At 71.3% G+C, this 24,739-nt stretch carries 17 protein-coding genes; 7 read left to right on the top strand and 10 right to left on the bottom strand.

The window, feature by feature from the left end; translation table 11 throughout:
• Nucleotides 1–60: 60 nt before the first annotated feature.
• Nucleotides 61–1,413 (top strand): DNA-3-methyladenine glycosylase 2 family protein, encoded by a 1,353-nt coding sequence (locus OG963_RS11865; RefSeq protein WP_093775751.1) that lies wholly within the window; start codon nucleotides 61–63, stop codon nucleotides 1,411–1,413.
• A gap of 150 nt (nucleotides 1,414–1,563) precedes the next feature.
• Here OG963_RS11865 and OG963_RS11860 read toward each other — a convergent pair whose 3' ends face one another.
• The 3 genes from OG963_RS11860 to OG963_RS11850 all read right to left on the bottom strand — a co-directional run bounded on the left by OG963_RS11860 (nucleotide 1,564) and on the right by OG963_RS11850 (nucleotide 5,716).
• Nucleotides 1,564–3,960, bottom strand: coding sequence for a glycoside hydrolase family 95-like protein (locus OG963_RS11860; RefSeq protein WP_093775753.1), 2,397 nt, complete (start codon nucleotides 3,958–3,960; stop codon nucleotides 1,564–1,566).
• A gap of 167 nt (nucleotides 3,961–4,127) precedes the next feature.
• A complete protein-coding gene (locus OG963_RS11855; protein WP_093775755.1) occupies nucleotides 4,128–4,610 on the bottom strand; it encodes a DUF456 domain-containing protein in 483 nt (160 codons plus the stop codon).
• A 116-nt stretch (nucleotides 4,611–4,726) separates the two neighbouring features.
• Nucleotides 4,727–5,716: a LuxR family transcriptional regulator gene (locus OG963_RS11850; protein ID WP_030917068.1), complete on the bottom strand. Its 990-nt coding sequence runs from the start codon at nucleotides 5,714–5,716 to the stop codon at nucleotides 4,727–4,729.
• A 211-nt stretch (nucleotides 5,717–5,927) separates the two neighbouring features.
• Here OG963_RS11850 and OG963_RS11845 point away from each other — a divergent pair, with 211 nt between their 5' ends.
• From OG963_RS11845 to OG963_RS11835, 3 genes are all read left to right on the top strand, one after another.
• Nucleotides 5,928–9,704 (top strand): S8 family serine peptidase, encoded by a 3,777-nt coding sequence (locus OG963_RS11845; RefSeq protein WP_371798870.1) that lies wholly within the window; start codon nucleotides 5,928–5,930, stop codon nucleotides 9,702–9,704.
• 120 nt (nucleotides 9,705–9,824) lie between these two features.
• Entirely contained in the window at nucleotides 9,825–11,405 is a 1,581-nt protein-coding gene (locus OG963_RS11840) for a protein phosphatase 2C domain-containing protein (protein WP_371798869.1), read from the top strand.
• A 62-nt stretch (nucleotides 11,406–11,467) separates the two neighbouring features.
• A complete protein-coding gene (locus OG963_RS11835; protein WP_371798868.1) occupies nucleotides 11,468–13,210 on the top strand; it encodes a pyruvate dehydrogenase in 1,743 nt (580 codons plus the stop codon).
• A 71-nt stretch (nucleotides 13,211–13,281) separates the two neighbouring features.
• On the opposite strand, the gene OG963_RS11830 is transcribed toward OG963_RS11835, so the two are convergent.
• The 3 genes from OG963_RS11830 to OG963_RS11820 all read right to left on the bottom strand — a co-directional run bounded on the left by OG963_RS11830 (nucleotide 13,282) and on the right by OG963_RS11820 (nucleotide 17,436).
• Nucleotides 13,282–16,395 carry an alpha-mannosidase gene (locus tag OG963_RS11830; protein WP_371798867.1) on the bottom strand — a complete coding sequence of 1,038 codons (3,114 nt, stop codon included), beginning with the start codon at nucleotides 16,393–16,395 and terminating at the stop codon, nucleotides 13,282–13,284.
• A 155-nt stretch (nucleotides 16,396–16,550) separates the two neighbouring features.
• Nucleotides 16,551–16,940, bottom strand: coding sequence for a barstar family protein (locus OG963_RS11825; RefSeq protein ID WP_093775763.1), 390 nt, complete (start codon nucleotides 16,938–16,940; stop codon nucleotides 16,551–16,553).
• A gap of 103 nt (nucleotides 16,941–17,043) precedes the next feature.
• On the bottom strand, nucleotides 17,044–17,436 hold the full coding sequence (locus OG963_RS11820) for a ribonuclease domain-containing protein (RefSeq protein ID WP_030917051.1): 393 nt from the start codon (nucleotides 17,434–17,436) through the stop codon (nucleotides 17,044–17,046).
• A 262-nt stretch (nucleotides 17,437–17,698) separates the two neighbouring features.
• Here OG963_RS11820 and OG963_RS11815 point away from each other — a divergent pair, with 262 nt between their 5' ends.
• Nucleotides 17,699–18,073, top strand: a complete 375-nt coding sequence (locus tag OG963_RS11815) for an ATP-binding protein (RefSeq protein ID WP_371126449.1) — start codon at nucleotides 17,699–17,701, stop codon at nucleotides 18,071–18,073.
• Between the two features lie 99 nt (nucleotides 18,074–18,172).
• On the opposite strand, the gene OG963_RS11810 is transcribed toward OG963_RS11815, so the two are convergent.
• Both OG963_RS11810 and OG963_RS11805 read right to left on the bottom strand, forming a co-directional pair.
• Nucleotides 18,173–19,252: a DUF2637 domain-containing protein gene (locus OG963_RS11810; RefSeq protein WP_093775764.1), complete on the bottom strand. Its 1,080-nt coding sequence runs from the start codon at nucleotides 19,250–19,252 to the stop codon at nucleotides 18,173–18,175.
• Between the two features lie 192 nt (nucleotides 19,253–19,444).
• Complete coding sequence (locus tag OG963_RS11805) at nucleotides 19,445–20,290, bottom strand: (2Fe-2S)-binding protein (RefSeq protein ID WP_371798866.1); 846 nt, start codon at nucleotides 20,288–20,290, stop codon at nucleotides 19,445–19,447.
• 145 nt (nucleotides 20,291–20,435) lie between these two features.
• On the opposite strand from OG963_RS11805, the gene OG963_RS11800 reads away from it, so the two are divergent.
• Nucleotides 20,436–21,281 (top strand): GntR family transcriptional regulator, encoded by an 846-nt coding sequence (locus OG963_RS11800; RefSeq protein ID WP_030917040.1) that lies wholly within the window; start codon nucleotides 20,436–20,438, stop codon nucleotides 21,279–21,281.
• A gap of 87 nt (nucleotides 21,282–21,368) precedes the next feature.
• Nucleotides 21,369–21,815: a hypothetical protein gene (locus OG963_RS11795; protein WP_371798865.1), complete on the top strand. Its 447-nt coding sequence runs from the start codon at nucleotides 21,369–21,371 to the stop codon at nucleotides 21,813–21,815.
• Nucleotides 21,816–21,839: 24 nt separating this feature from the next.
• Here OG963_RS11795 and OG963_RS11790 read toward each other — a convergent pair whose 3' ends face one another.
• On the bottom strand, nucleotides 21,840–22,625 hold the full coding sequence (locus OG963_RS11790) for a hypothetical protein (RefSeq protein WP_093776172.1): 786 nt from the start codon (nucleotides 22,623–22,625) through the stop codon (nucleotides 21,840–21,842).
• A gap of 152 nt (nucleotides 22,626–22,777) precedes the next feature.
• Nucleotides 22,778–24,532 carry a PucR family transcriptional regulator ligand-binding domain-containing protein gene (locus OG963_RS11785; protein WP_093775772.1) on the bottom strand — a complete coding sequence of 585 codons (1,755 nt, stop codon included), beginning with the start codon at nucleotides 24,530–24,532 and terminating at the stop codon, nucleotides 22,778–22,780.
• Nucleotides 24,533–24,739 lie beyond the last annotated feature (207 nt).

Raw genomic sequence — 24,739 nt, 5'->3', positions numbered from 1 at the left:
GGGTCGACGTCCGAAAACCGCGAGTGCGCCACCGCCCGGTGGCGCACACTGGACGGTGTGATGGACGAACGGACCAGGTACGAGGCGGTGAGCAGCCGCGACGCGCGGTTCGACGGGGAGTTCTTCTTCGCCGTCGAGACCACCGGCATCTACTGCCGGCCGAGCTGCCCCGCCGTCACCCCGAAGCGGAAGAACGTCCGGTTCTTCCCGACCGCCGCCGCTGCCCAGGGCAACGGCTTCCGGGCGTGCAGGCGCTGCCGCCCGGACGCCGTCCCGGGGTCCGCGGAGTGGAACGTACGGGCCGATGTCGTCGGCCGTGCCATGCGGATGATCGGTGACGGCGTGGTCGACCGGGAGGGCGTGCCCGGGCTGGCGCACCGGCTCGGCTACAGCTCGCGCCAGGTGCAGCGGCAGCTCAACGCCGAGCTGGGGGCGGGACCGGTCGCGCTGGCCCGCGCCCAGCGGGCACACACCGCGCGGGTGCTGCTCCAGACGACGGAGCTGCCCGTCACCGAGATCGCGTTCGCGTCCGGGCACGCCAGCGTGCGTCAGTTCAACGACACGATCCGGCAGATCTACGCCCGCACGCCGAGCGCGCTGCGGACCGAGGCCGGGACCGGTCTGGGGGCGGGGGCGCGGGAGACGCGCACGGCCGGAATCCCGCTCCGGCTCGCCCACCGGGGACCGTACGCCGCCCGGGAGGTCTTCGATCTGCTGGCCGGCGAGGCGGTCGCCAGGGTCGAGGAGGTCAGCGGCGAGCGCGGTGCCCGCACCTACCGGCGCACCCTGCGATTGCCGTACGGCTCGGGCGTCGTCGCCGTCGACGAGCGGTCCGCCGGGGCATGGCTGGACGCCAGGATCAACCTCACGGATCTGCGCGATCTGACCACGGCCGTGCAGCGGCTGCGGCGCCTCTTCGACCTGGACGCCGATCCGTACGCCGTCGACGAGAGGCTCGGCGCCGACCCCGGGCTGGCACCGCGCGTCGCAGCCCGCCCCGGGCTGAGGTCGCCCGGCGCCGCGGACCCCGAGGAGTTCGCCGTACGGACGCTCGTCGGCCGGGAAGCGGCGGAGCGGCTCGTGGAGACGTACGGGAAGGTCCTCGATGTGCCGTGCGGCAGTCTGACTCATGTGTTCCCGGAGCCGGGAGTGCTGGCCGGCGTGGCGGACGATCCGGCGCTGCGGGCACTGGCGGCGGCGCTCGCGGACGGGACCGTGCGTCTCGACGCCGGCGCCGACCGCGACGAGGCCGAGCGGGCGCTGTTGCGGCTGCCGGGGATCGGTCCGGCAGCCGCGGCGCTGATCAGGATGCGGGCGCTGGGCGATCCCGATGTGGACCCGGACGGGACGCCCGGGGCGGAGCGGTGGCGGCCCTGGCGCTCGTACGCCGTGCGCCATCTGGACTGCCGGTGACTTCGGCCTCGTCGAGGGCCACATTCCCTTCACCGGCCGGCATCCGGGACCGGCCTCCCGGCACGTCGGCCGGCCCCGCACGCCGGCCCCACCGCCCCGTCGGCCGTCGCACCGGACTGTGGTCCTACGACGACGTGCGACCGGAGTGGCTCAGACCGGCAGACCCCAACGCGGCGCCGCCGCGTTCGGGGCGACCGGACGGATCGTCAGGTCCGGGCGGTCGCCCTCGGCCGTGATCAGCGCCGAGTCGCCCTTGCGGAGGCCGATCCGCACCGTGCCGTCCGCCAGCTCCTCGTACTTCACCGGACGTCCGTGGCGGTCCCGGATCTCGATCGGGCCGTCTATGCCGTGGCGTACCACGCAGGGGGCGCCGGCCTCGCTGGTCACCCGCACCCAGCGGGTCCGGCCTTCTTCCCGTACCGCGCTGAGCAGGAACGCGCCCTGGGTACGGAAGTCGTGGACGGTCAGTTCCCGCCAGGCGGCGGGCAGCGCAGGGAAGACCCTGATCGTGCCGCCCCAGGACTGGCACACCATGTCGTGCAGCGACTGGGCCGCCGAGAGCGGGGTCTCGATGACCGGGCCCGACTCCTTGTACATGGTGTTCGCCTGGATGAAGCGGCTCATCAGCTGGCCGAGGTACTTCAGTGCGTCCTCGCCCTTGCCGAGCAGCGCGGACATCGAGGCCGCACCGGTGAAGGTGTAGCCCTGCAGGGCGCCTTCGAACCCCACCCAGTGGGCGAGGGACTTCTCGATCAGGGCGCGCTCGTCGGGCGTCGCGCCCGTCAGCTCGTACAGCGGGTACACCGCGAGCATGTGCGAGTAGTGGCGGTGCGACTTCGCGAACGGAACCCCGGCCCCGATCATGAACCCGTTGGCGTCGACCGGGTAGGGCGCGAGCTTGGCCAGCACCTCCTGCCAGCGCGCCGTCAGCGGGTCGTGGACGCCGAGCTGCTGGGCCGAGTCGAGCAGGGTGCGGCAGCCCCAACGCAGCAGCATCAGGTCGTAGTTGCAGTCGGGGGCGTTGACGCCGTACTCGGGGGAGAAGGTCGCAGGGAGGTGCAGCTTGCCGTCCGTACCGGGTGCCAGGAAGTGCAGGTAGTAGTTGACCGCCTTGCGCAGCAACGGGAACAGCGTGTCGCGCAGGATCGACTCGTCCATGGTGTGCCGGTAGGAGAGCCATACGTTGTGTAGCGCCCAGGTGAGGTTGCCGACCTCGGGGGTGGGCGGGTCCTGGCCGGGGATGCCGACGCCGTAGCCGCCGTCGGTCACGGACGCGCCGTTGACCAGCTGAGGGTCGGTGGTGCGCGGGATGCCGGCCGAGTCCGCCCGGTAGGGGGCCGCGACCTCGCGGGAGAGCTGGTCCCGGAACTCGCTCAGGGCGCGGGTGACGGCATCCAGCTCCAGATGGTTGGAGCCGTGGATCAGCCAGTACTCCAGCTGGACGTTGAGGTTCCACCAGGTGTTCGGCCACGGGGTGGGCTCCAGCCAGGGGCCCGAGGTCGCCATCACGGGCGCGTCCTTGCGGGCCGCCGACGCCGTCTTGTAGAGCTGGATCCAGTAGAAGCGCTGCAGCCGGGCGTCCGGAAGAGACAGGAAACTCTTCCGGTAGAACCGGTCCCACCAGGAGCGATGCGGGGTGGCGAGCAGCGCGTACGGGAGGGCGGAGGCGGTCTTGACCGTACGCAGCGCGCGGTCACGTGCGGTCGTCTTCGGGTGGGAATGCGTGACGGTGACGTACAGCGTGCGGCTGTCACCCCTGGTGCGCTCCCGCCAGGCGGTGACGTGCTGGCCGCCCGCCAGCAGTGGCTGGACGGCGGCGGTCACCTCGCCGTGCTGCTCGACGACGGGGGGCGGGTTGCCCGTGTAACCGTCCGGCAGAGGCTTGAAGTCGGCCCGTGGGCTGATGGCGTCGGCGGGGTGGAAGACCCAGCGGAAGCCCTGCTCACCCTCGCTCGGGGTGATCTCGACGGCCAGGAGATCGCTGGATGAGTGGACGAGGGCGCGGAGCTTCAGGGTGCCCGCGGTGGTGGTGATCGTGCCTTCGAGCTCGGCCGCGCGCAGTCGCATCCACCACTCGATCCCGGTGATGGTGCCGGCCGGTTCCAGGGTGAAGTGGCCGATCGGCAGGCGGGCGAGACCGAAGAGGGAACCGAACTCGGGGCGGTGGTCCTGGACCTCGGAGTGCTGGACGTTGAAACGGACGGCCGTGGCCGTGGCACCCGGCTCGGCGTAGATGCCGGAGCCGAGGCGGCCGTTGCCCAGGTACGGGCCCTCGTACCAGGTCGTCGGCAGCTTCTGCCAGAGCAGATCGGCGTCGTCGAGGACGGTGCGCCAGCTGTCGTCGGGGGAGTGCACGACGGGCGCGGCGGAGGTGGCGGGTGCGGTGGCCGGGGCTGCTGCCTGGGCGGGGACGGCCGGGCCGCCCACCACCAGGGCGCCGCCGAGCGCGGTGCCTGTGGCGAGAACAGTTCTTCGGGAGGGGGACGGCGACGCGAAGGCCGTCCGGGGAGTCGGGGGCGTGCAGGAAGGGTCCGGTGCTGTGGGCAAGGCGTCTCCTGGCGACTCGTACGCAGGCGCATCAATTCATCCGAGCTATTCCTTCACGGAAGGTAGGTAAGGGTGCTTCTGACGTCAATAGAGCGGGAGAGATCCGATGTGTTACTGCCTACCTGGACAGCGTCCAGCATGATGTCCATCGCGGGAGGAGTGAGCGGTCAGCTCCGGATCACCGCGACCAGCCACGTCCCCGTCACCAGCAGACATGCGAACAGCTCGACGAGCACGGAGTAGCCGGTGGCCCGCATCACCGATCGGAGCGACGCCCGGGCCGCCCCGCCGCTGCCGAGCCGCAGTCGCTCCGCACCGTAGATCGCCCCGACGTACCCGACGATTCCGCCCACCACGGGCAGCACGAAGAAGCCCACGATCCCGGCGATCCCGCCCAGCATCAGCGTCTTGCGCGGGGCGCCGGACTCGCGCGGGCGGCGCGGCCGCAGCAGCGGCTTCAGCGCCTGGTTCAGCAGCAGGAGGGCGGTGGCGCCGATCAGTACGCCCCAGGCCGCCGGGGTCCTGTCGGTGAGTGCCCACCACAGCACGGCCGCCCAGACGATCGCCTGCCCCGGCACTCCGGGCACCAGCACGCCGACCAGGCCGAGCAGAATGACCAGGCCCACGGCGATGAGCTGCCACACACCCATCTCACAAGCCTGCCGGAGTCCGGCAGGTCCCGCCCGTCAGCAAGGTGCCGGGCGGGAGCCGTCGATGCAGCTCAGAGGTGCTATCGGACGATGGTGAGACCCTGCCGGACAGGCTCTCAGGCTCGTGGGGTGCGGGAGACCCAGCCCCGTTCGTAGGCATGCCAGCCCAGCTGGAGCCGCGTCGAAACGCCGGTCAGCTCCATCAGGCCCTTCACCCGCCGCTGGACGGTCCGCAGCCCCAGCTCCAGCTGTTTCGCCACGCTCGCGTCCGTCAGCCCGGCCAGCAGCAACGACAGAATCTCCAGGTCGGTCGGATCGGGTCCGACGGCGGTCTCCTGGGCCCAGCCGCTCTCGCCGAGCCGCAGCGGCATGGCCTCGCGCCAGACCGCCTCGAAGAGCCCCATCAGCGACTCCAGCAGCCCGGAGGCATGGACGACCAGTGCCGCCGGCTCCGCGCCGCGGCCGGTCAGCGGCACCATGGCCAGCGAGGCGTCCGCTACGACCAGCTTGGTCGGCACCCGGTCGACGACCCGGCACTGCTCGTCCCGGCTCAGCGCCGCCGACAGTTCCAGGATCCCGCTGGGCAGCGCGAGCACCTCGCGTTCGATCACCACCCGGAACGACACCCCACGGGTGGCGGCCCGCTCCTCCGACTCGTTCTCCAGACCGCTGACCGCGATCGGGTTCCCGGTGACCAGGGCGCACACCTCGCTCGCCGCCCCCAGCTGCAACTGGTGGAAGCGGTGCGCCACCGCGCTCGCGCCCGTGACCACCTCGACCAGGTCGTGCACGGCGGGCTCGGCGGCATCCGCCCGGTACTCCTCGGCGAGCAGGGCCGCCGCCAGCTCCGCCTGTTCCAGCTCATGGCGCTGCTGGGTGAGCAGCGCACCCAGGGCGACCCCGGGCGGCGCCGCCACCCACCGGCCGGTGCGGGCGGACGACTGGGCGGCCAGGCCCTGCTGCTCCAGCCGGCGCAGCGACCGCTCGGTCTCCGACTCGGGGAGCCCCAGCCGGTGCGCGAGGTCGTTGACCTCCGCCGCCCCCATTGCGACGAGCGCGCGGTAGGCGGACTCCTGTCTCTCGTCGAGACCTATGGCTCCCAGCACCCTCGGACCCCTCCCCGGACGTGTCATTTCCGCATCGTCGCGCACTCTTCGGCCGGTCGGCCGTGGCGGAAAGCGGCCACGGCGTAAACCCGCCGTGCACATCATCCCTGTATCGCATGTACCTCTGCCAATGTGGCGCCACCGCAGTACCAACAACCTCCGGAAACAAGGCCTTTGTGCGCCCTTGTTCCGGAATCACCTGGGGAGTGCGATGCGCCCGATATCGCGTACGGCGCTGGGAGCGGCGACAGCCGCCGTCCTGGCCGCCACCGTGGTAGCGCCGTCCGTGGCCGTGCCACAGGACGCGCCCGCCGCGACAAGACCGCTCACCGGCAGTGCGGCAGCCACCGCTGCCGCTGCCGGGAAGGGTGGCAAGCCGGTCACCGTCACCCTGGTCACCGGGGACAAGGTTCTGGTGACCACGGACCGTTCGGGGGCGGCGTCCGCCACCGCGCTGCCACGCGAGGACGGCACCGTGCCGCTCATCCAGACCCGGCAGTCCGGCAAGGACCTGTACGTCTACCCCGAAACCGCGACCGGGGCGCTCGCCGCGGGCAAGGTCGACGAGGAACTCTTCAACGTCAGCGGGCTGATCCGCCAGGGCTACGACGACGCGAGCACCAAGTCGCTGCCGCTGATCGCGGTGTACGGCCAGGACCTGGCGCGCTCGGCACCCGTCACCCCGCGCGGCGCGAAGCGCGGACTCGCACTCGACGCCATCGACGGCGTCGCGCTCAAGGCGGACAAGGACAAGGCCGCCGACTTCTGGTCGGACGTCACCGGCACCCGCTCCCGCTCGGCCTCCGGTCTGAAGAAGCTCTGGCTCGACCGCAAGGTTCAGGCCACCCTCGACAAGTCGACCAAGCAGATCGGCGCCGACCTCGCCTGGGCCGCCGGTTACGACGGCAAGGGCACCAAGGTCGCCGTGCTCGACACCGGTGTCGACGCCGAACACCCCGACCTCAAGGGCCGGATCGCCGCCTCGGAGAACTTCACCGACTCCGACACCACCGACGACCGTCAGGGCCACGGCACCCACACCATCTCCACCGTGGGCGGCACCGGCGCGGCCAGCGACGGCAAGAAGAAGGGCGTAGCCCCGGGCGCCGATCTGCTCGCGGGCAAGGTCCTCAACGACAGCGGCTCCGGCGCCGAGTCCTGGATCATCGCCGGCATGCAGTGGGCCGTCGACCAGAAGGCCGACGTGGTCTCGATGAGTCTCGGCAGCCCGACGCCGACCGACTGCACCGACCCGATGAGTGTCGCCGCCGAGGAACTCGCCCGCAGCAAGGACACCCTGTTCGTGATCGCGGCGGGCAACTCCGGCCCGACGCTGAACACGGTCTCCTCGCCAGGCTGCGCCCCCAGCGTGCTGACCGTAGGCGCCGTCGACCGCGACGACTCCACGGCCCAGTTCTCCAGCCGCGGACCCGTGATCGGCTCGCACACCCTCAAGCCCGAGATCTCCGCCCCCGGCGTCGACATCTCGGCCGCAGCGGCCGGTGGCCGCGGACTGTACGCGTACCGGACGATGTCCGGCACGTCGATGGCCACCCCGCATGTCGCGGGCGCCGCGGCCATCGTGAAGCAGCGTCACCCGGACTGGACCGCACAACAGATCAAGGCCGCTCTCGTGTCCTCCGCGAAGAGCGACATCCCCGGTGACGTGCGGGAGACCGGCGGCGGCCGCCTCGATGTCAAGGCTGCCATCGACACCACCGTCGTCGGCGCCCCCGCCGTCCAGGGCGGCACGTTCAACTGGCCGCAGGACAGGAGCGACCGCACCACGGTCGACGTCCCGTACACCAACTCCGGCACCAAGCCGGTGAAGCTGTCGCTGAAGGTCCAGGGCGTCACCGGCAACGACGGCTCGGCGGTCCGCTCCTCCGTCGCCAGGCTCGACGCGAGCGGTGTCACCGTCCCGGCCGGGGCGACCGTCAAGGTCCCGCTGCACATCGACCCGACCGCGCAGCTGAAGGCCGCCCAGTACGGCGATGTCACCGGGCGGGTACTGGCCACCGGCGCCGACGGCGCCAGGGTCTCCACCCCGTTCTCGCTGTACGTCGGCGCCGAGACCGTCACCCTGCGCGTCAAGCTCATCGACCGCACCGGCAAGCCCGCCGCGGGCTCCTCCTCACTGGACGTCATCGGCACCGACACCGCCAGCGGTGAGCGCCGCTTCAACGACGGCGCGGCCGACCAGGTGTACCAGGTGCGCCCCGGCGCGTACTTCGTCTCCAGCTTCGTCATGTCGCCGGACCTGAAGGACGCCACCGGCAGGATGGTCGAGTCCGTCGGCTACCTCGCCAGGCCGCAGCTGAACGTCACCAAGGACACCACCCTGGTACTGGATGCCCGCAAGGCCCATCGGCTCCACGTCAAGACCGAGGACCGCAGGTCCGAGAACCGCTCCACGACCCTGACCTTCGGCCGCAGCTGGGACGACACCTGGCTGCACTCGGGTTCCGTCACCGGCAGCCGTATCGTCAAGAACTACTTCGCCGACATCGAGGGCCGGGCGAGTGACGGCGACTTCGAGTTCGGCAGCTTCTGGCGTGCGTACGCCCCACAGATCGACAAGCTCGCGGTCGTCGGCGGTGCCGAGCTGCACCCGCAGACGGCGAGCACCGGCGCCGTCAACCTCGACGGTACGGGCGAGGCCGCGCTGGTCGACGCGGGCACCGGCACTCCGGACGAGCTGAAGGCCGCCGGTGTCGAGGGCAAGATCGCTCTGGTGAAGGTCGCCGACGACGGGTACATGACCGTCCAGGCGCGGAACGCCAAGGCCGCCGGCGCCAAGGCGATCATCGTGTACCGGCCGTCCGCGGGCATATGGCTGCCGTCCCTCGGCTTCGGTTCGGCGCCCTTGCCCTCCCTCGCGATCGAGACGAGTGAGGCCGCCGGCCTGACCGCCGCCCTTGCCGACGGGCCCGTGACGCTGCGCTGGAAGGCCACCGCGGCCAGCCCGTTCGTCTACAACCTCGGCTTCCCCGAGACCGGCCCGGTCACTTCGGACCGTACGTACAAGGTCCGTGACAGCAAGCTCGGCAGGTCCACCGCCACGTACGAGGCGATGGGCGTGGCAGCAGACTACGTCGACTCGTTGGTCATCGACCGGCCGTACGGCGGGCGCTTCTCCGCCGTGTTCGACACCGTGGCCGTCCCGGGCAAGCGCACCGAGTACTACTCGGCGGGCGACAACACCTGGGAGCGCTTCGTCTCCTCCAGCTTCCCCTGGGGCGAGTCCATGGTCGACCCGGCCCACACCTACAAGTCCGGCTCGCAGCGCACGGAGAACTGGTATCGGGGCATCGTCGGCCCGTCCACTCCGCGCGACCTCCAAGGCAAGGAGGTGCTCGCCGCAGAGCGGCAGGACAACCTGATCGGCGTCGCCCCGGGCTTCTGGGCGGACAGCGAACACGGCGGTATCCAGGGCTCGTTCGGCGACCTGGGCAACATGACGCTGACCAGCGGCGACAAGAACTTCGGCAGCTCCGGATACCCGTCCGGTGTGTTCGAGGTGCCGGCCGCGGACGCACCGTACGAACTGACCATGGTCACCATGAAGGTCGGTTCGCCCGCGGCAGTGTGGAAGCGGTCCACCCAGACCGAGACCACCTGGAAATTCCGTTCGAAGCGTGACGAGAACGCGTACTCTCAGGGCATCCCGCTCCTCTTCCCGGGCTACGACCTGGCGACGGACGGGATGAAGACCCTGGCGGCGCAGGACGGTCAGAAGATCGGCCTGAGCGTCACCGGCCACGCGGGCTACACACCCGGCAAGCTGACCGCGGCCAAGGTCTCGTACTCGTACGACGGTGGCACGACCTGGACCCAGGCCACCACCGCACAGCGGAACGGGCGTTGGACCGCGACCGTGAACCACGCGGGCGCGGCCGGCAAGCCGGTCACGCTGAAGACGGAACTGACGGACGCCAACGGCAACTCCGTCGTCCAGACCATCGTCGACGCATACGTGGTGCGCTGACCGGGGTCACACCGGAACCGGTCCGCCGGGCGTCCTTCCCGTGGGGGGTGGGGTCGCCCGGCGGACCTCTTTTTCCCGATGACCCGTTTTCGTACGGCCCGTGCGGTGGACAATAAGGGCATGAGTCAGCAGGGGGAGAGGCCCGCCGCCCACGAGGACGACTGGTGGCGCAGGCTGTACGACGAAACCGCCGCGGACACCGGGTCGACCGACGCGGCCGACAGTCTCGACGACCGCTTCGACTCGGCCTCGGACGCGGTGGGTCCGTCGGGGCAGGGCGAGCCCGGTCGTGATGACGGGGACGGAGGGACGGGCGCGGCCGTGCCCGATCCTCGGACACCGCCCGCGCCACCTGTACAGGCACGTGCGCCGTGGGAGCCACCGGCGGAGGCCGGGCGTGCCCCGTGGGAGCCACCGCGCGGCGCCGCACAGCCACGTGCCTTCGCCGCGCCGTCGAATCCCGAGCCGCCGCCCGTCGATGAGCCGCCCCCGGTCCCGCCGCCCGGACACGACCGGCCGGGGATCGTCGATGGACCACCACCCGTCCCGGTGTCGCCTCCGGTCCCGGCTCCGGCCGAGCACGTGCCGCCTCTGCCGAGGCGGCCGGTCGCCGAGCGTGCCGAGTCCCCGGAGGAGCCCGCACCCGGCGGGGCGACCGGTTCCGGCGCCGGGGCCACCCCGGGCGGCCCCGACCCGGTGGCTCCCGGACCCACATCCCGCCCCGGAGTCATGTACGTAGGGGACCGGCCGCCCACCTACGACGCCGAGCCCACCGCCCTGCCCGCCACCACCCCCCAGGAACTCGACGGGCTGGTCGCCGACACCGTGCTCGACGGGGCCAGGTACGGCACGTACACCCTGCGGGCCGCCTCGGTGCGCGGGGACTCCGCGCGGTTCCGCGGCGAGCCCCGGCGCGACGCCCTGCTCACCGTGCGCTTCGGCGCGGCCGACAACGCCCTCGTACTCGTCGCCGTCGCCAGCGGGGCCCGCGCCGCCGAGGGCGCCCATCTCGCGGCCGCCGACGCCTGCCGCTGGATCGGCGGTGCTGTCGGCCGTAGCCACGCCCGCCTCGCCGAGGACATAAGGGCAGGCCGCCGGGCCGACCTCAAATCGGGTCTGCAACGCCTCACCGACCGCAGCTACGGCAGGCTCCGCGCCCGCGCCGCCGAGCTGGGGCTCGAACCGCACGAGTACACCGCGGGCCTGCGCTGCCTGTTGCTGTCGGCCGACCCCGACTGCCGCACCCGGGTCTTCTTCGGAGTGGGCGGCGGCGGGCTCTTCCGGCTGCGTGACGGCGTCTGGCGGGACCTCGAACCGGACGTTCCGGCGCCCGGGGCCGTCACCGGGGAGCCCGTCGTGGGTTTCGGATCCGCGTCCCCCGAGAGCGGGCCCCACGGTGACCGGCTGACCATGGACCTGGGGATCACGACACCTCCGTCCCCGTACATCGAGAGCTCGCCCCCGCCGCCCGCGGAGCCCTTCCGGTTCCGGGCCTCGGTGGCCCGACCGGGGGACACGCTGCTGCTCTGCAGCACCGGGCTGGCCGAGCCGTTGCGCGGCGAGCGCGCCCTCGCCGACGAGCTCGCCGAACGCTGGACGCCCCCGGAACCGCCCGGCCTTGCGGCCTTCCTCGCGGACACCCAGCTCAGGGTGAAGGGGTACGCCGACGACCGCACGAGTGTCGGCGTCTGGGAGGCGTAACCGTGCGGGCCATGGGTTGATGGACTCCTAGCGCGCTGCCGGCGCGGAGAGGATACGCACCCATGGCCAAGCAGAACGTGTCGGAGCAGTTCGTCGACATTCTCGTCCGGGCGGGCGTGAAGAGGCTCTACGGCGTCGTCGGCGACAGCCTCAACCCGGTCGTCGACGCCATCCGCCGTAACTCCGCCATCGAGTGGATCCAGGTCAGGCACGAGGAGACCGCCGCCTTCGCCGCCGGTGCCGAGGCGCAGATCACCGGCGCCCTCGCGGCCTGCGCGGGCTCCTGCGGCCCCGGCAATCTGCACCTCATCAACGGCCTCTACGACGCCCACCGTTCCATGGCCCCCGTCCTCGCCCTCGCCTCGCACATCCCTTCGAGCGAGATCGGTCTCGGCTACTTCCAGGAGACGCATCCGGGCCTGCTCTTCCAGGAGTGCAGCCACTACAACGAGATGATCTCCAACCCGCAGCAGATGCCGCGGCTGCTCCAGACGGCGATTCAGCACGCGATCGGCCGCGGCGGGGTCAGCGTCGTCTCCATGCCGGGTGACATCGCCTCCCAGCCGGCGCCGGAGAAGTCGATCGAGCATGCCCTGGTCACCTCGCGGCCGACGGTACGGCCCGGCGACGAGGAGATCGAGAAGCTCTGCCGGATGGTCGACGAGGCGAAGCGGGTGACCCTGTTCTGCGGCAGCGGCACCGCGGGCGCGCACGCCGAGGTCATGGAGTTCGCCGAGCGGGTGAAGGCCCCGGTGGGGCACGCGTTGCGCGGCAAGGAGTGGATCCAGTACGACAACCCGTACGACGTCGGCATGAGCGGGCTGCTCGGCTACGGCGCCGCGTACGAGGCGACCCATGAGTGCGATCTGCTGGTCCTGCTCGGCACCGACTTCCCGTACAACGCCTTCCTGCCCACCGATGTGAAGATCGTCCAGGTCGATGTGCGCCCCGAGAACCTGGGGCGCCGCTCCAAGCTGGATCTGGCGGTGTGGGGCGATGTCCGCGAGACGCTGCGCTGTCTGACGCCGCGGGTGAAGGCCAAGACCGACCGGAAGTTCCTCGACCGGATGCTGAAGAAGCACGCCGAAGCGCTGGAGGGCGTGGTCAAGGCGTACACCCGCAAGGTCGAGAAGCACATCCCGATCCATCCGGAGTACGTCGCTTCGGTGCTCGACGAACTCGCCGACGATGATGCCGTGTTCACCGTCGACACCGGGATGTGCAATGTCTGGGCGGCCCGCTATCTGTCCCCGAACGGCAAACGTCGGGTGATCGGTTCGTTCAGCCACGGCTCGATGGCCAACGCGCTGCCTCAAGCCATCGGCGCCCAGTTCGTCGACCGGAACCGGCAGGTCGTGTCGATGTCCGGCGACGGCGGATTCACCATGCTGATGGGCGACTTCCTGACCCTTGTCCAGTACGACCTGCCGGTGAAGGTGGTCCTGTTCAACAACTCCTCCCTGTCCATGGTGGAGTTGGAGATGCTGGTCGCCGGTCTGCCGTCGTTCGGCACGACCAACAAGAACCCGGACTTCGCCGCGATCGCGCGGGCCGCCGGGGCCTACGGCGTACGGGTCGAGAAGCCCAAGCAGCTCGAAGGCGCCCTCAAGGACGCCTTCAAGCAGAAGGGACCGGCCCTGATCGACGTCGTCACCGATCCGAACGCGCTCTCCATCCCGCCGAGGATCAGCGCGGAGATGGTGACCGGGTTCGCGCTCTCCGCCAGCAAGATCGTGCTGGACGGAGGCGTGGGCCGGATGGTGCAGATGGCCCGCTCCAACCTGCGGAACGTGCCCCGCCCCTGAGGGCCCGTCGGGTGACCTCCGATCGAAGGTCACCCGACAGGCTCTGAGCCGGTCCGGGGCGGGGCGGTCGCTCAGGCCGGGGTCAGCCGTACCGTCAGGATCTGGAACGGCCGCAGCGCCAGCACGAGACCGTGCTCATCGGCCGTCGCCTCGTGCAGGGGTCGCTCCAGCAGGTCGGTGATCTGTGCCCGCACGACGGGGAAGCCGACCCGGAGCGCCGCCTCGGCCCGGCCGCCCGCCGACTCGTACAGCCGCACGATCACATCGCCGCTGCGGTCCTCGGCCAGCTTCACCGACTCCACGGTCACCGCCGGGTGCCCGGTGGTGATCAGCGACGGCACCATCGGGGCCACTGCCGCCCGCAGCGGCAGATTGAGCGCGAGCCCCGCGCGGACCGCGTCCGTGACCTCCGCGCCGGGCGCCAGCGCGTACCGGAACCGGTGCGTCCCGAGGTCGGTCTCCGGGTCCGGGCTGTGCGGGGCGCGCAGCAGCGTCAGCCGTACGGTCGTGGCGAGACCCGACTCGTGCGGGGTCCGTGTCACATCGTGCCCGTATGTCGAGTCGTTGAGCACCGCGACCCCGTACCCCGGCTCGGCGACCCGCAGCCAGCGGTGCGCGCAGATCTCGAAACGGGCCGCGTCCCAGCCGGTGTTGTCGTGCGTGGCCCGGTGGACGTGGCCGAACTGGATCTCTGCCGTGGACCGTTCGGCATGCACATCGAGCGGGAATGCAGCCTTGAGGACCTTCTCCGACTCCTGCCAGTCCACCTCGGTCTCGATGTCGACCTGCCGGCTGCCCGCAGCCAGCCGGATCTCCTGCACGAGCCGGGACTTCCCGAACGTCCGCACCACGCGCACCGCCGTCCGCAGCGGTCCTTCCTCGACCAGCTCGACCGATTCGGCATCGGTCAGATCGGTGCGGGAGCGGCGGTAGTGCCGGTCGATGTCCCAGGCGTCCCAGTGGTTGGGGTGATCAGGGTGCAGCTGAAGGAGGTTGGCCCGGTGGCCGGGGGCGATGACCTCGCGATGCGCGTCGAGATCGCGGACGGCCGCGATCAGCCCGTCGTGGTCGACGGTGACCCGCAGGAGCCCGTTGTCGAGGACGAACCCGCCGTCCGCCGTGCGGCTCGTCACCGCCTCCCGCTCCGGCACCGCCGATCCGTCGAGCAGTCCCGCACCCAGTCCCGGTGACCGTGCGAACACCGCCGTACGCCCCTCGTCCAGCGGCTGCGACTGGGCGCCGGACGGCAGCACAGCGCTTGCCTCCGCATCCAGCTCGATCACCTGACCTCGGTCGTACGGCGAGGAGTTCAGCGCGACGAGTCCATCTGCCGCGCCCAGCTGCGTGACCGCTTCCGCCACCAGGTCCGCCAGCTCCGCCCGCACCTCTTCGTACGTGTCGCGGGCCTCGCGGTGCACCCACGCGATCGACGAGCCCGGCAGGATGTCATGGAACTGATGCAGCAGGACCGTCTTCCACACCCGGTCCAGCGTCTCGTACGGATACGCGTATCCGGGTGCCCGCAGGGCCGCCGCAGTCGCCCACAACTCGGCCTCGCGCAGCAGGTGTTCACTGCGCCGGTTGCCCTGCTTGGTCTTGGCCTGGGTGGTGTAAGTCGCCCGGTGCAGCTCCAGGTACAGCTCGCCGGACCAGACCGGCGCCTGCTCCGCGTACTCCTCCTCGGCCGCCGCGAAGAACGCCGACGGCTTCTCGATCTCCACCCGCGGCGACCCTTCCAGATCCCGCAGCCTGCGCGCCTTCTCCAGCATCTCCCGGGTCGGACCGCCCCCGCCGTCACCCCAGCCGAACGGAACCAGGGACCGGGTCGCCCGCCCCTTGTCCGCGAAGTTCTTCTCCGCATGCGCGAGTTGACGTGCGTGGAAGTTCGCGTTGTACGTGTCGACGGGCGGGAAGTGGGTGAAGACGCGGGTCCCGTCGATGCCCTCCCACCAGAAGGTGTGATGCGGCATCTTGTTGGTCTGGTTCCAGGACAGCTTCTGCGTCAGGAACCACTTCACCCCTGCCAGCCGTGCCAGCTGCGGGAAGGCGGCCGTGTAGCCGAAGGAGTCCGGCAGCCAGATCTCCTGCGTCTCCACCCCCAACTCCTGCTCGAAGAAGCGCTTCCCGTGCACGATCTGCCGCGCCAGCGCCTCGCCGCCCGGCATGTTGGCATCGGACTCCACCCACATCGAGCCGACCGGCGCCCACTGCCCGTCCGCCACCGCCCGCTTGATCCGCTCCCAGATGTGCGGCTGATGATCACGCACCCAGGCGTACTGCTGGGCCTGCGAACACGCGAAGACCAGCTCCGGATAGTCCTGGGCGAGTGCGGTGACGTTGGCGAACGTACGCGAGGCCTTCCGTACCGTCTCGCGCAGCGGCCACAGCCACGCGGAGTCGATGTGCGCATGGCCGGCCGCCGAGATCCGGTGCGCACTCGCCGACGCCGGGCGGGACAGGGCCTCGGCCAGCTCGGCGCGGCCCGCGGCCGCCGTGCCTGCCACGTCGTGCAGGTCCAGGGCGTCCAGCATCCGCTCCAGCGCACGCAGGATCTCGTGGCGCCGCGACCGGTCGGCGGGCAGCTCGTGCATCAGCTCGGACAGCACCTCGATGTCCAGGACGAGATGCCAGACCTCCTCGTCCAGCACGGCCAGGTCCGCGGAGGCGAACCTGTAGAGCGGCCGGTCACCCGCCGTCAGGACGTCACCGAGCGGTGTCGGCTCGAAGCCGTGCTCCAGGACGGCAGGGTTGGCCGCCGCCTCCAGCAGCAGGGAGACCGACTCACCGCCCGACGCCGAGGCCGAGACGGTCAGATGGCGATTGTGCGGATGGATGCCCTTGAGCGGTACGCCCTCGGCGTCGTAGAGCATCCCCTCGGCCTGGAAGCCGGGTCCCTGACCGGAGAAGCCGGGATCCACCACCACCTCGACATGGCGCCCCGCCCACGCCTCGGGCACCGTGCCCTCCAGCCGGAACCAGCTGGTCGACCAGGGCCTGCCCCACTCGGTTCCGGTCGCGAAGGGCTCGTACGTCCCCTTCATGGCCTCCACCACCGGCACCGGCTCGCCCGGGGCATGCCACACCGAGAGACCGAGCGGGGACCGGTCCGCGTACTGGGCGGGGCGGATGAATTGATGGAGAGCCCGCTCCAGGCGGCCCTCCACCAGCGTGCGGTCGTCGTGCATCACGGCTCCTCGGGGTCGGCGGCTGCGGGGTGCTCATGGCACCACTTCCCCGGCGACGCGCAAGGCACCCCTGGTGCAGGTCCGTGACGGACGACGTGCCCCGGCGGGCACCGGAGCCGTACGCACTCGGTGCGCGGCGGCAGGCGCGGCGACGGTCAGCGCAGTCGCAGTGTGCCGGGTCCGGTCCGTTCCTCGATGATCTCCACCAGTTGGTCGAACAGCGTCGGACCGTGTCCGGCCAGTGCCTCGTCCAGATCCCGCTGGAGGGCCGGCCGGTTGGTGGGGTGTGCCCGGCCGAGCAGCCGGCGCACGTGGCGTGCGGTCTCCTCGTGGCCCAGGGCGCGTGCGGAGCTTGCGTGGTCGCGCCACTCGATGACGAAGTCGCCGTCGTCCGGTGTCCCCATGCCGCCGCTCAGACAGTCCGCGAAGGCGTCGAGGTTGCGGCCGAAGTAGCCACCGGGACCGTTCACCGCCTCGCCGATCACCTGCCAGAACCGTTCCAGTCCGGTGACTTCGGAGCCGTCGATCACATAGGTCACGGTCATGGGCGCAGCGTACAAGGCACCGTCGTCCCGTCGGTCCGGTGATCCGCGCCGCAGGTGGGGGGCTACGGCGCGGACCGGTCCGGAGGGTGCTGCCGGTGGAGCGTCAGCAGCCGTGGTCGACGAGGTCGAACGTGACGTAGTGGTCGGCGGTGTAGTAGTCCTCCTGGCTCTGCTCACCCGTGACGATGCGTCGCGCGCCGCGGGTCGGTGAGCCCGGGGTGATCACCGTGTACTCGTGGTAGTAGCCGGTGTTCCGGCTGGGCAGCACGCCTTCCCGGTTCTGGAAGACGACGCCGTCCTGCGAGTAGGGGTAGGGACCGCCCGCCTCGATGAGATCGAGTGTGTCGTGCGCCTGGGACGGCAGGTCCGAGTAGCAGATGCTGCCGACCGATGCGGTGGCGGCGGTGGCGGAGGCCGTGATGGGGCCACCGACGAAGAGGACGGACAGGAGGGCGGCGACACCGCCGAGCGTGGTGATCCGTGGGGGGATTCGCATGTCCACCATGATGACGCGCGTAGACATGTCCCCGTCAACGTCAACTCATGTGAATTTTTTGGAAGTTAACCGCGAAGACGGGAATGTGTCGGCCGTGTTTCCGAGGCCGGGAGGGCTGCCCCGTTCCCATATGTGCTTATTGATGAGTCGACAAGCGTGACAGCTCGCGTGCGGGGCATGCATCCCGGGAAGGTGTTCGACGAGAAGGGGGTGATTCACTGTGCACGCGGGGGAAACGATGGAGCGTCAGCAGCTGATTCGAATGCACCGCAGACTGGCTCATACCGATCTGGCGGACATCTCCGAAGTGCGCTGTGCGCTGCGGGAATTCCTACGATACCGATGGCGCGAGGAGTCGGCCGAAGTGGCGGAGCTCCTGCTGAGCGAACTGGTGACGAACGCCCTGGTCCATACACGGCACGGCGCGGTCGTCACGGTGACCGTGGCGCCCGCGACGCTACGGGTCGAGGTGCGGGATTTCGTATCCGGACTGCCCATGTCGTACGTACCGGACGCCGACGACGGTACGCACGGCAGAGGGCTGATCCTGGTGCAGAGTCTCGCGGACGCCTGGGGTGTGAAGGCGCACGCGTTGGGCAAGGTGGTCTGGTTCGAACTGGCCGGCGGAAGGCCCTGAGGGGTCCGGAAGTCCGTACGAGCCGGATGCCAGGACCGGGCCTTCCGCCTCGAGCCGCACGGACGTCCACCGTCCGGGTGCCGCGGAGCTGGGTCCCGATCAGCCGAACTGCTGCTCCAGGTCCTTGAGTTTCCGCTCCAGCGAGTCGAGCCGGGGCAGGGCCTGGGTGTCGTCCTCGGCGGTGAGATCGACGGTCCTCGGATCACTTGTGTCGCGGTCCGGGGAGCCCTTCGAGCTCGCGCCGTTCACGGCTTGCAGGGACGGCCTGGGGCGTAGAGGCAGCTGTCCCGGCTCCGGTATGGCGGGCTCCACGACGGACTGTGCGGAGCCCGCCGCCGGGGCGATGGCCGAGACATCGATCTGGGTATCGCCCCGGCCGCCCCGGCCCCAGGCCCGGTTCTGCCGGTTCAAGGCCTTGATGTGGGCCCGGTCCAGCTTCTCCTGGTCCCTCCTGCGGAGACGGTTCTGTTCCTTCTCCCGCCGGTCCTCGCGTACCTCGTCGACCGCTTCGTCCAGCGTGCGTACGCCCTCCAGCAGCATCAACGACCAGGCGCCGAAGGTCTCCCGGGGCGCGCGCAGCCACCGTACGATCCGGATCTGCGGCAACGGGCGGGGTACCAGGCCCTGTTCGCGCAGCGCGGCCCGGCGGGTCTGTTTCAGTGCCCGGTCGAAGAGCACCGCTGCGGACAGCGACATCCCGGCGAAGAAGTGCGGGGCACCCGCATGGTCCATGCCGCGCGGCGCGTGCACCCAGTTGAACCAGGCGGCCGCGCCCGCGAACGTCCACACCAGCAGCCGGGAGCCGAGCGCCGCGTCACCGTGGCTGGCCTCGCGCACGGCGAGCACGGAGCAGAACATCGCCGCCCCGTCGAGGCCGAACGGGACGAGGTACTCCCAGCCACCGGAGAGGCTGAGGTTCTGCCGGCCGAAGCCGACCAGTCCATGGAAGGAGAGCGCGGCGGCGACTGCCGCGCAGCAGAACAGCAGCACGTACGAGGCGGTGGCGTAGAGCGCCTCCTTGCGCCTGCGCCGGTCCTCGCTGCGTTCCCAGCTGTCGTCGGCCGCGGACTTGTCAGCGGCGCGCTTGCCGCGCGCGACCATCGCCACCGCCGCCATGACCCCCACGAGCAGGACTGCGCCCGGAAGTAGCCAGTTCAGCGATATGTCGGTCAGTCTCATGCGCGGTCCCTTGCATCGCGTTAGGGGTTTCGGGCGCCATAGTGGCGGAAATCCCTTCGGGCTCAGAGGGTTTCGGGGCAAGAGAATGCCATTGGGGTGCGGGGTCGTGCGGATGGGCTGAAACTCCTCGAACGCCCGTATGTGGCACCCGAGTTGCGTTCGAATGTCGCCGGGCCGCGCGGTCGGTACGGATCAGGCGGGCGTCAGCTTCCGTACCCGGTCGGTGTCGCACGTACGCGGGCAGGTGACGCAGGTGTCCTCGGGCCGCAGTGTGTAGAAGAGGCAGCAGCTGGCCCGGTCGCGGGTGGGCAGCGACTCGCCGTTCGGCCCGGTCAGTTCGCGGAAGCCCGCTGTGCCGACATACGGCTTGGTGGTACCCGGCAGGAGCGCCTCCAGCTCGATCATCGCCCGCCGCTCCTCGCCGAGCAGATGGGCGATGTACCAGAGACCCTCGACGATCTCGTCCGTCGCCATGCCCCACAGGGCCCGCTTGCCGCGGCGCATCCGGGGGCCGAAGCCGTCGAGCACCGGACCGATGTGCTCGGCCACCGCGGCCAGCACCTCGGCTCGCAGCGCGGCCTCGTCCGCCACCACGCTGGCCCCCGGCAGCGCCGCCGCCGGATCGTCCGGCAGGCAGGCGAACTCCCTTACGCGCACGGCCAGATGGCCCAGGGTCCGCTGGAACGCCACGTCCTCGACGGGGATCCGCGGCACCCGCCGGTGCAGGAACCACGGCACTGTCACCAGAAGACACGCCGACCAGGCGTAGCGGTGCAGGCCGAAGCTGGCGACCACATCGGGCCGCGCCTGCTGCCCGTAGTCCCGCAGCACCTGCGCGTTGTCCCAGGCGAGAAACGTGTCCAGAGCGGCGCCGCCGGCCGCGAGCTCGTGCGCACCCACCCAGCCGACGCCGGAGGGGGTCGGCTCGTCGTCCCCGAGAACCTCGGCACGCAGCCCGGTGAAGACCTCGGCCAGGCGGGTGTACGCGTCCGACACCGCGGACGTCGTCGTGTCGGGAAGCAGGGTGGGCAGGGTCATGCAGGGACCACCGAATCGCGATCGTTTGCAGGTTAGCCTTACCTTACCCGAAGAGATCGATGTTTGAACTGCGCCCTCCTCCGCCTATCGTGCACAGGAGGCATGGCGCAGGCGGCCCTGCCCGGAGCAGGCCGAGGAGGTCGGAGTGGAGCAGGGCAGAGCGCATCAGCAGGTGCGTCCGCCGTACACGTCCACCGCATCCGCGGCCGTCCGGTCGGCCGCGGCCCCCGACCGGGTGCCGGGTCAGGCGCGCGCCCATCGGGCGCGGGACGAGCAGCAACCCGGTGTGCAGTCGCCCGGTGAACAGCCGCGCGGCGAACGGGCCCGCGGGGAGCACATCCACTGCGAGTCGCCCGTGCCCCGCGTCGTGGTGCAGCGGCACTCCGTACGCGGGCAGATCCTGGACGCACTGCGCGCCGCCCTCGTCGACGGTGAGCTGCTGCCGGGCCAGGTCTACTCCGCCCCGGTGCTGGGCGCCCGCTTCGGAGTCTCGGCGACACCGGTCCGTGAGGCGATGCAGCAGCTTGCCATCGAGGGCGCCGTGGAGGTCGTCCCGAACCGGGGCTTCCGGGTCGCCGAGCGCGGCCCGCACGAGCTGGCCGAGCTTGCGGAGGTGCGCGCCCTGATCGAGGTCCCCGTCATGCTGCGGCTGGCCCGCACCGTGGACCAGGCCAGCTGGACCGCTCTGCGCCCGCTGGCCGACGCCACGGTCGCGGCCGCGGCGGTGGGCGACCGGGCGAGCTACGCGGAGTCCGACCGGGCCTTCCATCGAGCGGTCCTCGCGCTCTCCGGCAACCAGCAACTCGTGATGGTCGCGGACGACCTGCACCGCCGCTCCCAATGGCCCCTGGGGCACAACCCGGCCACCCGGCGGGCCGACCTCCTCGCCGACGCCGTGGAACACACCGCGCTGCTCGACGCGCTGATCGCCGAGGACCTGTCCGTCGTGCAGTCGCTGGTACGCGAACACTTCACCGGTGCGGACCGCTGACCTCCCTCGTCCGGGCTGCCACCATCTGCTCGGACCGCTGTGGATACTCTGTGCCCCTCATCGCGTGATCGTTTTGAGGGGGCGGGGATGATACGGAACCGAGTGCCTCGGCGGGTGTCCGCGCTGCTGGTGGTGCTGGGACTGACGCTGGCGGCGGCGGGCTGCTCCGAGTCCGGCAAGTCCACCGGGAGGCCTCCGGGGACGTCCACTCCCGCGAAGCCGTCGTCGAGCGTGAGCCCCACCCGTACACCTGCGGATTCCGCCGCGCCTTCGCCGGCGCCCTCGGCGACCCCGTCCGCCTCCGCCACGGTCGCCGTCCCCGTGCCGTCGACGAGGAAGCCCGCACCGCCGAAATCCCCGGTCGTGCCGCCCCGGCGCGACAGCGACGGGCAGAACGGGAAGCCCGCCGCCGCGGTACCGCAGAACCCGAACCGCGGCTCGAACCCGCCGCCCGCTCCGCCGCGTCCGACGCCGACCCCCGAGTGGAGCGACGCAGGCTGGAAGCCCGGCGACCCGGTCGAGGACCGCGCCTGACGGCCCGCCGCGGCGGGCCCGTGCTCAGTTCGCCTCGGCCGTCTCCGGGGTGGGCGGGTCCAGGTGCGGTGCCAGCCAGGTGGGGACGCCGCCCAGGAGGCGGAAGAGGCGGCCCGCCTCGGCGCGCAGCCGTGCTGCCGCCTCCGGTTCCGGTTCGGTGTCCGCCAGGGCGATGAGGGCGGGGGCCGTACCGACCAGGTAGCCCAGCTCCTCCCGTATCCGCAGCGACTCGGCGAACCCGTGCCGGGCCTCGGCCAGTTCGCCCTCGCGCAACGAGAGCAGCGCGAGATGGCGCCAGGTGGAGGAGAGCAGCAGTTGGTCGCCCTGGGCCGTGGCGCCGGCGTGCGCCCTGCGGTACGCGGCGCGGGCGGCCTGCGGCGAGTCGGCGATGTTCTGGGCGATCAGGCCCCGGCGGAAGTCGAGCAGCGGGCGCGCCGGGGCGGCGGGGGAGAGCAGCGCGGCCGACCGGCTCAGCGCGACACGGGCTTCGTCGGCCCGGTCCCGTACCCCGAGAAGTGTCGATGCGTACGCCAGGTGACCCCGTTCGCACGCCGCGGCCCCGCGCTCGGCGTCGTCGTGGGCGAGGGCCTCGGCGGTGCGCAGGGCGTCCTCGGCGTCGGTCCAGCCCTGGCCGGTGTACAGGCACCGCTCGGTCAGCAGCGCCGTCCGCTGGAGTGCCGCTGCCGGATCGGCGGCGGCGTCGTGCTCGAGCAGAGCGGCGGCATCCGTCCAGCAGGCGCGTGACCGCAGCCGCCATACCGCTGTCTGGAGCGGCGGATCGTCATCTGCTGTCGTTCCGGAACCAGACATGGCGGTATACGCCACATTGCCCTCCCCGAGCGCGCCATTGAGCTGTTGAGTCTGGCGGCATCTCAGCACGGAATGGCACGCCGGGCCAAGGGGTCAGGTGAATGAATTCACAATCGGTCGGTCGCGGGCAGGGCTGTGGTAGGTCCGCCGAGTCAGCTCATACGCAGGGCCAGGAAGAAATCGAGCTTGTCCTCCAGGCGGGAAAGGTCACGCCCCGTCAACTGCTCGATTCGCCCGACCCGGTAGCGCAATGTGTTGACGTGCAGGTGCAGCCGGGCCGCGCAGCGGGTCCACGAACCGTCGCAGTCCAGGAACGCTTCCAGCGTGGGAATGAGTTCGGCGCGGTGGCGTCGGTCGTAGTCGCGCAGCGGGTCGAGCAACCGTGCGGTGAACGCACGGCGCACATCGTCGGGGACGAACGGCAGCAGCAGGACGTGCGAGGCCAGCTCGTGGTGACCCGCCGCGCAGACCCGGCCGGGACGGGCCGCCGCCACCCGGCGGGCGTGCCGTGCCTCCTCCAGGGCGCCGCGCAGACCCTCGGGGGAGTGCACGGCGGCGCTGACACCCAGTGTCAGGCGGCCGTCGTCGGCAAGGCCGGCGGAGAGCGGCGCGCGCACGGCGGCGAGCAGCGCGTCGGCGTGCAGCGCCGGGTCCTCCTTGGCCGTCGTCGCGCCGGCTGTGCCGTCGGCCTCCGTGCCGTCCACGCCATCGGCGGACGGTGCGGCGCGGGCGGGCAGGGGTACGAGCGCGACGGCCTCGTCGCCGGTGTGCGCGACCGCGATCCGGTCGGCGGAGTCGGGGCCGGTGACCGCCGGGTCGACGAGGATCTCCTCCAGCAGCGCCTGGGCGACCGGGCCGCCCGCGATGCCGGATGTGACCGGCCCGCCCGTGGCGCCCGGCGCGCCCTCCGCGCCCCACTCGACCCGGGCCACCACGACCTGCCAGTGCGGTGCGGTACCCAGGCCGGGCAGCAGGACCGGGGCGGCGACCCGCAGCCTGGCCGCGATCTCGGTGGGTGCGGCGCCCGTCTGGACCAGTTCCAGGACTTCCTGGGCGAGCCTGCGGCGTACCGTACGGGCCGCGTCGCGCCGGTCCCGTTCGACCGCGATCAGCTGGGTGACACCCTGGAGCAGATCCAGCCGGGCGGCCGGCCAGTCGCTCGCGTCGGCCTCGACGGCGAGCAGCCAGTCGGAGAGAACCGACTCGCGGACGTCGCGGGAGGCGGGGGCCGCGCCCCGGCCGGTGTTGCGGATCGGGAACAGCGAATACGCGATGCCGTCGACCGTGGCCCGGTGCGGACCCCGGCGGCCGGTGCGGGTGGCGGCCAGATGGTGGCCCGCCAGCGTCGCGCCCACCTGTCCGGGCAGCGGCTCACCGGCGTCCGCGATCTGCCGGCCGGTGGGGGAGAGCACCCAGGCGTGCAGGTCGAGGTCGGAGCCGAGCAGGTCCAGGACCACGTCGGGGCCGCCGCCGGCCGGACCCGAGGTCATCAGCCTGCGGTGCCGGTCGACGACCGCCGCCAGGTCACCCGCTCGCTCACCGGAGACCTGACGCACCACGTATTCGGTGATCGTTGCGAACGCGACGGTCTCATCGACGGCGAAGATCGGCAGGCGATGCCGCTCGCACGCCTCGATCAGATCGCCCGGGATCTCGCCGAGCTCCGCCTCGCCCGCCGCGAGCCCGGCGACCCCGGCGCCCGCGAGGATCCGTACGAACGGCTCCGAGTCCGCCGCGTCCCGGCGCCAGGCCAGGCCGGTCAGTACCAGCTCGCCACCGGTCAGATAGCGGCTCGGGTCCCGCAGGTCGGTGGTCATGACGCCACGGACGGACCGGTCGAGCTCGTGCTCGCCGCCGAGCAGCCGCAGGCCCAGCGCATCGGTTTCCAGCAGTGCGCGCAGCCGCATGTCGTTGCCGCCGATCTCTTTCGTTGATGCGGGTGAAAACTGGGTATTGCGGTGAGGTCACTGAGCCCCGCCATTCGTTCGAATCTACAAGACGAGGACGGAGACCAGCCAACTCCTTCATGGTTTCGGTGACTGCACCGCGTGGAGTCCCGGTTGTGTACTGGGCCACACACCGCGTTAACAGCACATGAACCAGCCAATCGAGGG

Origin of the sequence: Streptomyces sp. NBC_01707, assembly GCF_041438805.1 — a bacterium.
Taxonomy (GTDB): Bacteria; Actinomycetota; Actinomycetes; order Streptomycetales; family Streptomycetaceae; genus Streptomyces.
Note: the sequence above shows the minus strand (reverse complement) of the source record. Positions and strands in the feature narration are given on the sequence as shown.